This is a genomic window from Neisseria flava, assembly GCF_982712965.1.
Window position 1 is genome coordinate 23,847 of sequence record NZ_CEXQBZ010000113.1, and the last position, 12,983, is coordinate 36,829.

Sequence of the window (12,983 nt, forward strand, 5' to 3'; positions counted from 1 at the left end):
TGTGATGAAACAGACGAACGCACAGACTCCGCCTTTCAGACGACCTGATACATTTCTTAACCGTCCAGCGTAAAAAGACGTACAAAACCCAAGCTGCCTCGGTCTAATCATTTATAATTTCATCAAAATAAAAACAAGGATTTCACACCATGGCAAAAAAATTCCCTATCTTCCCCAAAGCGCCGGAGCGCATCTGCTGGGGTTGCGACAAATATTGCAAAGAAGACGATTTGCAGTGCGGCAACGGCTGCGAGCGCATCCAACACCCCATCGAATTGGACGGGCGCGAGTGGTATAAAAAAGGCGACTGGAGCAATTTGTTGAGCGAAGAGCAGCAAATCGAACTGGGTTTGAAAGAAGCGCCCAAACCCGCCAAGCCGCATATCAAACTGCCGTTGCGGAACAAAACGGCTTAAGCACCCCGCTAAACTTAAGGGGTCGTCTGAAAACCGAAGGGGCGCGATCATGCGCCCTTATCTTTATTTCAACGATGCACCAACGTAATCGAATTCAACCACACCGCACCGCAGCCGCCCATCTCTATATAGCAAACATACTCAACTTTAAATACGGTATATCATCAAATTCCGTCATTCCCGCCCCCGCCTACGCGAGGACAGGCTACGGCGGGAATCCATTTTTTAAATTCAGAAACTGTTTTCCAAATCAAGGTTTCTCAAGTTTTACGATGGATTCCCGCCTGCGTGGGAATGACGACAGCCGGTAAGTGCATATCGAAAATAAAGTAATTTAACTTGTTCACACGAAGACAGAAACGACAACGGTTCAAAACTCCTGTCCCGATGCAGCCTCCCTTACCAAAGGTCGTCTGAAAACACAAAAATATGCTTTTCAGACGACCCCTCCCATCTCTCCCGAACCCGTCCGCGAAAAATGCTAAAATAACCAATTCATAAGCAAATCCACCTTTTCAGACGACCTCGATGCTCACCGATTTAGAAAAAAACGCCATCCGCGACCATTACCAAAATATCGGCAAAAACCTGCCCGGTTTCCGTCCGCGCGCTTCGCAGCGGGAAATGATTGCGGCGGTTGCCAACGCTTTTTCGCGGACGTTGACGCGCGAAGAAGGCGGCGAGCCGCCCAAGCGCGAGGGTGAGAGCATTGCCGTTATCGAAGGGCCGACCGGCGTGGGCAAATCGCTTGCCTACTTACTGGCGGGTGGCATTATGGCGCAGACGCGCGGCAAGCGGCTGATTGTGAGCAGCGCGACGGTTGCCTTGCAGGAGCAGTTGGTTGACCGCGATCTGCCGTTTTTGGTTGAAAAAAGCGGCTTGGAACTGACCTTCGCGCTTGCCAAAGGGCGTGGCCGCTATCTCTGCCCCTACAAACTCTACCAACTCACGCAAAGCAACGCCCAGCAAAACCTGCTCGGCTTTGAAGCCCCCGCCGTCTTGTGGGACAGCAAACCCAAGCCCGAAGAATTGAAGCTGCTGCGCGACATCGCCGACGAATTTTCCGCCCGTCGGTTCAACGGCGACCGCGATACTTGGCCGGAAAAAATCGACGACACCATCTGGATGAAGGTGAACAACGACAACTACGGCTGTCTCAAAGCCGCCTGTCCCAACCGCCCGGAATGTCCGTTTTACCTTGCCCGCGACACACTGGAAACCGTCGATGTCGTCGTAACCAACCACGATTTGCTGATGGTCGACATCAGCATGGGCGGCGGCGTGATTTTGCCCGACCCTGAAAACAGCTTCTACTGCATAGACGAAGCGCACCACCTGCCCAAAAAAGCACTCAGCCAGTTTGCCGCCGAGCATTCGTGGAACCAAGCGGTGTGGGCGTTGGAAAAACTGCCGCAGGTTACCGGCAAAATTGCCGCACTCACCGACAAAGGCGAGTTGGCGAATCTTGCCGACGAAGCCGCCGCCGCGCTGCTCGAAAGCCTGCACGAATGGCAGTTCCACCTCGCCGAAGAGCCGTCTTTGGGCTTGGGGTCGTCTGAAAACGACAGACGGACAAACAGCGAACCGACTTGGCTGTGGGAAGACGGCAAAATCCCCGAAGGCCTCGAAACCACCGTTTCCAACACCGCCATCGCCGCCCGCAGCCTCTACAAACACATCAACAGCCTCAGCGACGCATTGTCCGCCGCCCGCCGCGAAAAAGACCAAAACAGCGCGCAAATCGACCGCCTGAGTACCGAATTCGGCGTGTTCCGCGCCCGCATCGAACAAATCACCGCCACATGGGATTTACTCTCCACCGTCCCACTCGAGGGCGAAGAACCGCTGGCGAAATGGATAACCCGCCGCGCCGACGACAAAAACGACTACATTTTCAACGCCAGCCCCATCAGCAGCGCGTCCCACCTCGCCAACAGCCTGTGGCGGCGCGCGGCAGGCGCAGTGTTGACCTCCGCCACCCTGCAATCCTTGGGCAGCTTCAACCTGATCCTGCGCCAAACCGGACTGCAATGGCTGCCCGAAACCACCACCCTCGCCCTAGAAAGCCCGTTTGATTTCGACGCGCAAGGCGAACTCTACATCCCGCCCGTGCACGCCAGTCCCAAAGACCCCGCCGCGCACACCGCCGCCATTGTCGAATGGCTGCCCAAGCTCATTTCGCCCACCGAAGCCATCGGCACGCTCGTCCTGTTTTCCTCGCGCAAACAAATGCAGGATGTCGCCCTGCGCCTGCCCGAAGACTACCTGCCGCTCTTGCTCGTACAAGGCGAATTACCCAAAGCCGTCCTCCTGCAAAAACACCACCAAGCCATAGAAGAAGGCAAAGCCAGCATCATCTTCGGACTCGACAGCTTCGCCGAAGGACTCGACCTGCCCGGCACCGCCTGCGTGCAAGTTATCATCGCCAAACTCCCCTTCGCCATGCCCGACAACCCCATCGAAAAAACCCAAAACCGCTGGATAGAACAGCGCGGCGGCAACCCCTTCATCGAAATCACCGTCCCCGAAGCCGGCATCAAACTCATCCAAGCCGTCGGCCGCCTCATCCGCACCGAACAAGACTACGGCCGCGTGACCATCCTCGACAACCGCGTCAAAACGCAGCGGTACGGCCAACAATTACTAGCCAGCCTGCCGCCGTTTAAAAGGATAGGTTGAAATCCATAAATAAAAAGGTCGTCTGAAACCAGATTTCCAATTTCAGACGACCTTTTTCAAACCCGTATCCGTCAATAAAGTTCTAACGGCACGTCCAGCAATGCCTGCGCGTTTTCAATCTGCGCGGCGCAGGCGTAAACCTGCGGCAGGACGTGGGCGCAATAGACGCGGGCGTTGTGTTGCTGCGCGGCGTAGAAATTGCTGCCGAAGCCGCCGGCGTCTTCCTTTTGGGCGGCTTCGGCGGCAAGGTAGGCGCGGGCGAGTCCGATGGCGCCGAGTGTCAGCCCCATTTGTTGCAGGTAGGCGTTGGACGCGGCGGCGGCGAGGGCGGGACGGTCGGCGTATCCGACCATGCGGGCGATGCTTTGTTCCGCCGTTTCAATGGCTTGCGCCAGTTGCTGCGCGGCGGCAGGTTCGGCGGCGGCGAGTTTGTCCGCCAGCTCTTTTCCTTCGGCGAGCAGCTTCAAAGGCAGCGCGCCGTTTTTGCTGGTGGTTTTGCGCCCTGCCAAATCGGCGGCCTGTATGCCGTTGGTGCCTTCGTAAATCGGCGTAATCCGCACGTCGCGCAGGTATTGCGCCACGCCGCTTTCTTCGACGTAGCCCGCGCCGCCGTAAATCTGAATGGCGAGGTTGGTCAGGACGACGCCGTTGTCGGTCGGCCAAGCCTTGACGATGGGAATCAGGAAATCCAGTTCGCGCTCCGCTTCTTTGCGCAATACGTTGTCGGGGCAGGCGGCGGCAAAATCGGTCAGGGCGGCGGCGCGCAGATACAGGGCGCGTTGGGCGGCGAGCGTTGCCTTTTGTATCAACAACATACGGCGCACGTCAGGATGGTGGATAATCGCTACGTCGTCTGAACCGTCTGTCTCGTCGCGCCCTTGCACGCGCTCTTTCGCATAGGCGAGCGCGTTTTGGTAGGCACGTTCGGCAACGGCATGACCTTCGATGCCGACATTCAGCCGCGCGGTTTTCATCATGGTAAACATATACGCCAAACCCTTGCCCGCCCTGCCGACCAGATAGCCTTCGGCGTTGTCGAACTCCATCGTACAGGTCGGGCTGGCGTGTATGCCGAGCTTGTGTTCGATGCCGATGGCGCGCACGCCGTTGCGTCCGCCCAAGCTGCCGTCCGCGTTTACCAAATATTTCGGCACGATAAACATAGACACGCCCTGCACGCCCGGCGCGGCATCGGGCAGGCGCGCGAGCACCAGATGGACGATGTTTTCCGTCATTTCCTGATCGCCCCAAGTGATGAAGATTTTCTGACCGCTGAGGGCATACGCACCGTTTTCTTTCGGCACGGCGCGGGTGGCGATATGGTTCAAATCCGAACCCGCCTGCGGTTCGCTCAAATTCATCGTTCCCGCCCATTCGCCGCTGCACATTTTCGGCAGATAGGTCTGTTTCTGCTCCTCGCTGCCATGTTTGAACAGCGCGTCCACCGCCCCCAGCGTCAGCATCGGCATCAGCGACAGGGCAAGGTTGGCGGCGCACCACATCTCTTCACACACCGCCGACACGACCGCCGGCAGCCCCTGTCCGCCAAACTCTGCCGGCGCGCGCAAACCCGCCCAACCCGCTTCGCAGAAATCATAGTAGGCACGCGCCAAATCGGGATGGGTGGTAATCACGTCGTCTGAAAAACCTGCGCCGTGCAGGTCGCCGGTGCGGTTGGTGTCCGCCCATTGCTCCGAGGCAAACCGCGCCGCTTCGTCCAGCACTGCATCCACCGTTTCCGCATCCAAACCTTCTGCATGGGGCAGTTGCAGGATTTCGTCCAACCTGCCGTGCACGCGGATGCCGAAACGCAATTCGTTTACAGGGGCCGTGTAGCTCATGGAATCTCTCCGAAGTGAATGATTTGAAATGGATTTGGGATAAATTGGTATAGTTATACTAATCCTAAACCACAGGTTTGCAAAGCGCAGGTTTTCAGACGACCTCGGGCAAAATAAAAGGCTATCCTTCTATTTTTAAACAAATTATTTCAAATCAGGCAGCATGGGCGGAGCGCAGCAGGTTTGAGCGCGGTCAAAGTCGTCAAAGGTCGTCTGAAAAGGCGGTTTCAATGAAATGAGAAGGGGAGGGCAAGTTTTTCAGACGACCTTTTGTCCGTCTTTATCAACAAGAATCTGCTAAAATCGTCCGTTTCCCACTTCAACCTGACAGCAGCAATACATGAATATCTTTTACGAAGAGTCCGGCCAATTCAAAGTCGCCGCCATCGTCCAAAAAAACGACGCCACCTACCAAGTCGATACCCAACACGGCAAGCGCACCAAAGTGAAGGCGAACAACGTCTTTGCCGAGTTCGACGGCGATATGGCGGCGTTTTTGGAGAACGCGCAGGCGCAGGCGGCGGACATCGACACCGATTTATTGTGGGAAGTATGCGGCGAAGAAGAATTTTCCGCCGAGGCGATTGCCGAAGAATATTACGGCCATGCGCCGACCAAAACCGAGCTGGCGGCGACCTTGATTGCGCTTTACGCCGCGCCGATGTATTTCTACAAAAAAGCCAAAGGCGTGTTCAAAGCCGCGCCCGAAGAAACTTTGAAACAGGCGCTTGCCGCCATCGAACGCAAAAAACAACAAGACGCGCAAATCGACGCTTGGGCGGAAGCCTTGAAACGCGGCGAGATGCCGTCTGAAATCGCGGCGGATTTGAAAACCATTCTGCACGCGCCCGACAAGCAGTCGCTAACCTACAAAGCCTTTACCAAAGCCGCCGACGCGCTGAAAACCTCCGCCTACGAATTGGCGAAAAAAACAGGCGGCATTACGTCCATTCCCCAATATCTGCAAGACAGTTTTGAAATCAAATACTTCCCCAACGGAACAGGCTTTCCCGACCTCCCCTTACCTGAAATGCCCGACCTGCCCAAGGCCGATGTTACCGCCTTTTCCATCGACGACGAATCAACCACCGAAGTGGACGACGCTTTAAGCCTGACAGATTTGGGCAACGGCACGAAGCGCGTCGGCATCCATATCGCCGCGCCGTCGCTCGCCATTAAACAAGGCGACAAAATGGAAAAAAACATCATGGACCGCTTGAGCACGGTCTATTTCCCCGGCGGAAAAATCACCATGCTGCCCGAAAACTGGATTGCCGCGTTCAGCCTTGATGCGGGCGCGTACCGTCCTGCCGTCAGCATTTATTTCGATGTGGACAGCGAATTCAACGTCGGTGAGCCGACCTGCAAAATCGAAGCCGTCAACATCGCCGAAAACCTGCGCATCCAAGCCATCGAGCCGCATTTCAACGCCGAAACCGGCTTGGACGAAGCCGGCGAAATGATGTTCGCCCATCATCAAGACCTGATTTGGTTGCACCAATTCGCCGTCGCCCTGCAAAAAGCGCGCGGCAAATACGAACCCGACCGCGCGCCGCAATACGATTACAGCATTGAATTGGATGAAGAAGGCAAAGTCTCCGTCGTCCGCCGCGAACGTGGTTCGCCCATCGATATGCTGGTCAGCGAAATGATGATTTTGGCTAACAGCACTTGGGCGCAGATGCTCCATGACAACGACCTGCCCGGCCTCTTCCGCGTGCAACCCGCCGGAAAAGTGCGCATGAGCACCAAATCCGAGCCGCACATCGGCATGGGCGTGCAACATTACGGCTGGTTTACCTCGCCGCTGCGCCGCGCCGCCGACTACATCAACCAAAAACAACTCCTCAGCCTGATAGACGACACCGCCGAGCCGCTCTTCCGGCAAAGCGATGCCGAACTCTTCGCCGCCCTGCGCGATTTCGACACCGCCTACGCTGCCTACGCCGACTTCCAACGGCAGATGGAAGCCTACTGGAGCCTCGTGTACCTGCAACAGCAAGGCACAAGCGAGCTGACCGCAACCATCCTCAAAGAAGACCTCGTCCGCATCGAAGGCCTGCCGCTGGTAACGCGCGCCACCGGCATCCCGTTTGACGCGCTGCCTAAAACGCAAGTCCTGCTCAAAATCACCGAGCTTGACCCCGAAAAGCAATTTATCGCGCTGAACTATGTGAAAGCTGTCGCTCCTGCGGTTGCGTAAGTTTGCCGTCATGAAAAAAGGTCGTCTGAAAACCTGTTTTACAAGTTTTCAGACGACGTTTTTTTATTTCACAAAGACAAGTCCGACTGCCTACTCTATCTCAACAACTCATCCGTTATCCGTTGCAAAAACTCGATGCGTTCGGGCTTGGCTTCGCCTGCTTCGGCGGCGGCTTTGACGGCGCAGCCGGGTTCGGCGCGGTGGGTGCAGTTGTGGAAGCGGCATTGCCCGACGAGGTGGCTCAGGTCGGGGAAGTATTGCAGCAGGTCGGCGGCTTCTAGGTGGTGCAGCCCGAATTCTTGCAAACCGGGGGAGTCGATTAATTGGGTTGCTTCGTTTAAATCGTAAAGCTGGGCGTGGGTGGTGGTGTGTTTGCCGGAATCGAGCGCGGTGGATATGTCGCCGGTGCGGGCGGTTTGGTTGCCCAAGAGGGCGTTGGTCAGGGTGGATTTGCCCATGCCGCTTTGTCCGAGCAGGATGTTGGTATGCCCTTGCAGGACGGGGCGCAGGATGTCGGCGTTTTCCAGCGCGCGGGTTTCGATGACGGGATAACCCAGCGTTTCGTAGAATTTGAGTTTTTCGCGCCAGAGGGCGGTTTCGGGCAGGTCGGCTTTGTTCAGGACGATGACGGCTTGGATGCCCGCGGCTTCAGCGGCTAGGAGGGCGCGTTGCAGCAGGGCTTCGCTGGGCGAGGGAACGGCAGCGGTAACGATAAGGAGCTGGCTGACGTTGGCGGCGATGAGCTTGGTTTTCCAAGCGTCTTGGCGGTAGAGCAGGCTTTCGCGCGGCAGGTAGTCTTCGATGACGGCTTGTTCGGCGTTGATGTTTTGGATATGCACGCGGTCGCCGCAGGCGAAATCCACCCGCTTTTTGCGCGTGCTGGCTTCGTAGGTTTTGCCGTCGGGTGTGCGCACGATGTAGCGGCGGCCGTAGCTGGTAATGATTTGGGCGGTATCGGTCATGAACGGTTGGGTCGGGTGGATTGGATAAAGGGAATATTCGCAGCGGCGTGGCTGCCTTGCGGCGAAAAGGTATTGTACCGAAATAGGCAGGGGTCGTTTGAAACGATTCTATAGTGGCTTAACTTTAAACCAGTACGGCGTTGCCGCTTGGTCTTGATTTCAACTCAACCCGCGAGATTCGGAATGTTTTCAGACGACCTCTCAGCCCGTCACAATCCAAGCGACCACGCGTTAACGCCTTCGGAAAAATCTTCCAAGCGGTTTTCGTAATGCGCGAAGATTTCTTCGATGATTTCGTCTTCACCGTCAATCAGTCGGATTAAATCCATATCCGCTTCCGAAATCAGCCCGCGCCCGAGCAGCTCTTTGCGTATCCAGTCCAACAAGCCCGACCAAAAATCCTCGCCCACCAAGATAATCGGGCGGTCGGGCGTTTTGCCCGTCTGCACCAGCGTCAGGCTTTCAAACAGTTCGTCCAGCGTGCCGAAGCCGCCGGGCATGACGACATACGCGACCGCGTGTTTCACAAACATCACTTTGCGCGGGAAGAAATGTTGGAACTTGATGGACAAATCCTGATACGGATTGGCTTTTTGCTCGTGCGGCAACACAATATTCAGCCCCACCGCAGGGCTTGCGCCCGCAAACGCGCCTTTGTTCGCCGCTTCCATAATCCCCGGACCGCCGCCCGAAATGACGGAAAAACCGGCATCCGAGAGCTTGCGCGCCAGCCGCAGCGTAAATTCGTAGTCGGGATGATTTTCCGGCGTGCGCGCGCTGCCGTAAATGCTGACCGCAGGCTGAATCGCCCGCAGCTCCTCGCCCGCTTCGACAAATTCCGAAATAATCTTCAAAACATGATACGACTCCCGCGCCTGAATCTCGCGGCGCGCCTCATCGGTCAGCATAGGCTTGGGCAGTTTTTTGAGCAGGCTCACAGTTTTTCCTTCATCTTGTTGAACCCCCACATTGTAACCGACAGAACCCGAGGTCGTCTGAAAACGCAAACATGAACGGCAGCAAGTGTTCCTTATTTGAACCGAATCATGCGTTCCAGCCCAAGATTGCCGTCTCAGCCGCGACCGCTTGCGTTACAATTCCCCATTTCCGCCCACATCCCGCCATGCTCGACATCCTCTACCGCGACAGCCGCACCATCGCCGTCAACAAACCCGCCGGAATGCTCGTCCACCGAAGCTGGCTCGACCGCCACGAAACACAGTTCGTCATGCAGACCCTGCGCGACCAAATCGGACAACACGTCTATCCCGCCCACCGCCTCGACCGCCCCACATCCGGCGTCCTCCTGTTTGCCCTCGACCCCGAAGCCGCCCGCCTGCTGACGCAGCAGTTCGAACAAAAAACCACACACAAAACCTACTGGGCAATCGTACGCGGATATTTGCCCGACGACGGACTCATCGATTACCCCCTCAAATATCAGCCCGACAAAATCGCCGAATCCCAAACCGAAGCTACCCTCCAAGACGCCCAAACCCAATACCGCTGCCTGGCGCGCACCGAATTGCCCTTCCAATCCGCCGCCCGCTACCCGACCTCGCGCTACTCGTGGGCAGAACTCATCCCGTACACAGGCCGCAAACACCAACTGCGCCGCCACATGAAACACATCTTCCACCCCATCGTCGGCGACACCAACTACGGCGACCTGCGCCAAAACCACGCCACCGCCGCCCACCTCGGCACCACCCGCCTCATGCTCCACGCCCGCAGCCTGTCGTTCCAAAGCATCGAAAACGGCGAAACCCTGACCGTCTGCGCCGATACCGACGAGAGCTGGCGGATTTGGCTGGATAAGTTTGAAGCCTAAGCGAAAGGTCGCGCCAACAGGCAGGCTGGTGGCGCGGGTTCCGTATCAAAAACTAAGCCCGTAGCGTGGGTTTTACCCACGGAATGAATAGAAATGATTGGGTTCGGATGTCTGGGTTGAAAGTCGTGGGCAATGCCCACGCTACTCTTATAGTGGATTAAATTTAAATCAGGACAAGGCGACGAAGCCGCAGACAGTACAAGATAGTACGGCAAGGCGAGGCAACGCCGTACTGGTTTAAAGTTAATCCACTATATTTGACAAAAGGTCGTCTGAAAACCATCAGTTTTGGTTTTCAGACGACCTTTTGTTTCAACTCAATCTCAAATCATTAAGACAGTATCAAATCCGTTTCGCCAATTCTTCCGCTTTGCCGATGTACAGCGCGGGGGTCAGGGCGAGCAGTTGGGATTTGGCTTCGGCAGGGATTTCCAGCGATTCGATGAAGACTTTCAGCACTTCGGGCGTGATGCCGCCTTTGCCGCGCGTCAGGTCTTTCAGTTTTTCGTAAGGATTGGCGACACCGTGGCGGCGCATAACGGTTTGAATCGGTTCGGCGAGCAGCTCCCAAGTGGCATCCAAATCGGCGGCCAGCGCGGCGGGGTTGGGTTCGAGCTTGTTCAGGCCGCGCAGGTGGGCGGCGAAACCCAAAACGGCATAGCCTACGCCTACGCCCATGTTGCGCAGGACGGTGCTGTCGGTCAGGTCGCGCTGCCAGCGGGAGACGGGCAGTTTTTCGGATAAGAAACCCAATACGGCGTTTGCCATGCCGAGGTTGCCTTCGGAGTTTTCAAAGTCGATGGGGTTGACTTTGTGCGGCATGGTGGAAGAGCCGACTTCGCCCGCTTTGACTTTTTGTTTGAAGTAACCCAATGAAATATAACCCCAAACGTCGCGGTTGAAGTCGATCAGGATGGTGTTGATGCGGCTGAGGGTTTGGAAGAATTCAGCCATGTAGTCGTGCGGTTCGATTTGGATGGTGTAAGGGTTGAAGGTCAGGCCGAGGCTGATTTCGACGAAGTTGCGGCAGTGGGTTTCCCAATCGATGTCGGGATAGGCGACCATGTGGGCGTTGTAGTTGCCGACGGCGCCGTTGATTTTGCCGAGGAATTCTTGCGCCTGAAGGTTTTTGAACTGGCGTTGCAGGCGGTACACGATGTTGGCGGTTTCTTTGCCCAAGGTGGTCGGCGTGGCGGGCTGGCCGTGGGTACGGCTCATCATGGGGACGGCGGCAAGGTCGTGCGCCATGCCGGTGAGTTTTTCGATGATTTCGGCAAGTTTGGGCAGGATGACGGTTTCGCGCGCTTCTTGCAGCATCAGGGCGTGGGACAGATTGTTGATGTCTTCGCTGGTGCAGGCGAAGTGGATGAACTCGCTGGCGGCGGCGACTTCGGGTACGCCGGCGAAGCGTTCTTTGAGCCAGTATTCGATGGCTTTGACATCATGATTGGTGGTCGTTTCGATGGCTTTGACGGCGGCTGCGTCTTCCAAGGAAAAGTTTTCGATGACTTTGTCGATTTCGGCAAGCGTGAAATCGCTGAAGGCGGGAATTTCGGTAATTTTCGGTTCGGCGGCGAGGGCTTTGAGCCAGCTCAATTCGACTTTGACGCGCGCCCTCATCAGGCCGTATTCGGAGAAAATCGGACGCAATGCTTCAACGGATTTGGCGTAGCGGCCGTCTAGGGGGGAAAGTGCAGCGATAGGGTTGATCATGTCGGAGTCCTGTCGGTAGGTCGGTCAAACGGTTAAATCAAACAGTCAAATTGTTTGCAATTATACATGATTTAACGATATGCATTCGGGTCGTCTGAAACTACAACCTGCCCTTCAAAGCGTTTTTGACAAACGCCGCCGACTCACGCAATACCGTGAAACCATAGCCGCCGTAAGGCTCGGAACAAAACGGCGCGGCATACACCTGAATATCGTGTCCCTGCCACTGCTTGTCCGCCATCATCCGCGCCCGCGCCAAGTGAAAACCGGCACTGACAATGACGACACGCGGGCTGTTTTCAATAAATTTTCGGCTGAACACGATGTTTTCAAACGTATTGCCCGCTTCCCGCTCCTGAATAATGTCCCCCTTCGGTACGCCCATTTTCTCCGCAATCATCTGCATATTGCCTGCAGAGGACTGTAAATCACGGCTGACTCCGCCCGTCATCACCAGCTTCTTCACCTTGCCGGCACGATACAGCTCGACGGCCGCTTCAACGCGCGCCACCAAACAAGGATTCAGACGACCCTCTTCATAAGCACGGGTTGAAAGCACAACTGCAGCATCCGCCGGACGCACCGTATCCGCATCCAACCGCGACACCTGAAAATCGCGCCACATAATCCACAGCGGCAAAAGCGCGGCGGTAAAGAACAAAACCAATATAAAAACAAGGGCTTTTTTGAACATCCGAATCCTAAAAAGATGAAAGTAATTGGAACGCGGCTGTATGAGCAGGTTCCGATTATTCCTCAATTTTACGAAATTCATACATCAAAAGGTCGTCTGAAAACAGGATTTTCAGACGACCTTTTCATTCTTCCACAACTTACTTTTGCAGCTGTGCCACCAACTGCTGCAAAGCTGAAATCTCCCGATCCTTTTGCGCCAGCAGCAAATCCTTGTGGGCCAGCAGTTCACGGCTGTGTTCCAAGCCTAGCTTTAGTTTTTCGAGTTCAATCGTAATCTGCTCATTTGCCCCATAATTGGGATTGTTGCTGTTGTTCGTTCCGATCAACAAAACTAATTCTTTATCATCCGAAGCAATCAATTCACCAATATCGATTTTAAAAATTGCTGCCAGCTTTTCCAACTTTACTAAATCCAATTTTCTCTCGTCCCGTTCAAGCCGAGAATAACTGCTTTTCGACATATTCAGCCGTTCTGCCATATCTTCCTGTGACCAATTGTTCAACTCACGCAAAGCACGGATTTTGTTGTTGACAGACATTCACAGGCTCCTTGTAGTCGAATGTAATTAAAATTGGGAATTTATTCCAATAAACGGTCTTAAATTTTAATAACTGGTGTTGATAAAGGATGTACGGTAAAGA

10 protein-coding genes and 1 pseudogene are annotated in these 12,983 nt (G+C 55.4%); 5 read left to right on the plus strand and 6 right to left on the minus strand.

Annotation, left to right across the window (positions count from 1 at the left end; genetic code table 11):
• Positions 1 to 149 precede the first annotated feature (149 nt).
• Both AC5M9B_RS06615 and dinG read left to right on the plus strand, forming a co-directional pair.
• Complete coding sequence (locus AC5M9B_RS06615) at positions 150 to 416, plus strand: DUF3079 domain-containing protein (protein WP_003766405.1); 267 nt, start codon at positions 150 to 152, stop codon at positions 414 to 416.
• A 528-nt stretch (positions 417 to 944) separates the two neighbouring features.
• Entirely contained in the window at positions 945 to 3,095 is a 2,151-nt protein-coding gene (gene dinG, locus AC5M9B_RS06620; RefSeq protein ID WP_487648408.1) for an ATP-dependent DNA helicase DinG, read from the plus strand.
• Positions 3,096 to 3,166: 71 nt separating this feature from the next.
• On the opposite strand, the gene AC5M9B_RS06625 is transcribed toward dinG, so the two are convergent.
• The gene (locus tag AC5M9B_RS06625) at positions 3,167 to 4,936 is read right to left on the minus strand and encodes an acyl-CoA dehydrogenase family protein (RefSeq protein ID WP_487648409.1); all 1,770 of its coding nucleotides are present in this window, start codon (positions 4,934 to 4,936) and stop codon (positions 3,167 to 3,169) included.
• A gap of 340 nt (positions 4,937 to 5,276) precedes the next feature.
• On the opposite strand from AC5M9B_RS06625, the gene AC5M9B_RS06630 reads away from it, so the two are divergent.
• Positions 5,277 to 7,139, plus strand: a complete 1,863-nt coding sequence (locus AC5M9B_RS06630; protein ID WP_487648410.1) for a ribonuclease catalytic domain-containing protein — start codon at positions 5,277 to 5,279, stop codon at positions 7,137 to 7,139.
• Between the two features lie 95 nt (positions 7,140 to 7,234).
• Here the strand turns inward: AC5M9B_RS06630 and rsgA are convergent, their stop codons facing one another.
• Together rsgA and AC5M9B_RS06640 are read right to left on the minus strand one after the other, a co-directional pair.
• Positions 7,235 to 8,101 (minus strand): ribosome small subunit-dependent GTPase A, encoded by an 867-nt coding sequence (gene rsgA, locus AC5M9B_RS06635; protein ID WP_487648411.1) that lies wholly within the window; start codon positions 8,099 to 8,101, stop codon positions 7,235 to 7,237.
• A 209-nt stretch (positions 8,102 to 8,310) separates the two neighbouring features.
• Positions 8,311 to 9,039 carry an LOG family protein gene (locus AC5M9B_RS06640; RefSeq protein ID WP_070871290.1) on the minus strand — a complete coding sequence of 243 codons (729 nt, stop codon included), beginning with the start codon at positions 9,037 to 9,039 and terminating at the stop codon, positions 8,311 to 8,313.
• Positions 9,040 to 9,224: 185 nt separating this feature from the next.
• Between AC5M9B_RS06640 and truC the strand changes: the two genes are divergently transcribed.
• Positions 9,225 to 9,932 carry a tRNA pseudouridine(65) synthase TruC gene (gene truC / locus AC5M9B_RS06645; RefSeq protein ID WP_487648417.1) on the plus strand — a complete coding sequence of 236 codons (708 nt, stop codon included), beginning with the start codon at positions 9,225 to 9,227 and terminating at the stop codon, positions 9,930 to 9,932.
• 148 nt (positions 9,933 to 10,080) lie between these two features.
• Positions 10,081 to 10,231: pseudogene (locus tag AC5M9B_RS06650) on the plus strand (IS5/IS1182 family transposase); the annotation flags it as partial.
• A gap of 43 nt (positions 10,232 to 10,274) precedes the next feature.
• Here the strand turns inward: AC5M9B_RS06650 and purB are convergent.
• From purB to AC5M9B_RS06665, 3 genes are all read right to left on the minus strand, one after another.
• Positions 10,275 to 11,645, minus strand: a complete 1,371-nt coding sequence (gene purB, locus AC5M9B_RS06655; RefSeq protein WP_070654991.1) for an adenylosuccinate lyase — start codon at positions 11,643 to 11,645, stop codon at positions 10,275 to 10,277.
• A 100-nt stretch (positions 11,646 to 11,745) separates the two neighbouring features.
• Positions 11,746 to 12,339, minus strand: a complete 594-nt coding sequence (locus tag AC5M9B_RS06660) for a YdcF family protein (protein WP_487648412.1) — start codon at positions 12,337 to 12,339, stop codon at positions 11,746 to 11,748.
• A 139-nt stretch (positions 12,340 to 12,478) separates the two neighbouring features.
• Entirely contained in the window at positions 12,479 to 12,880 is a 402-nt protein-coding gene (locus AC5M9B_RS06665) for a helix-turn-helix domain-containing protein (protein ID WP_019270821.1), read from the minus strand.
• Positions 12,881 to 12,983: the final 103 nt, after the last annotated feature.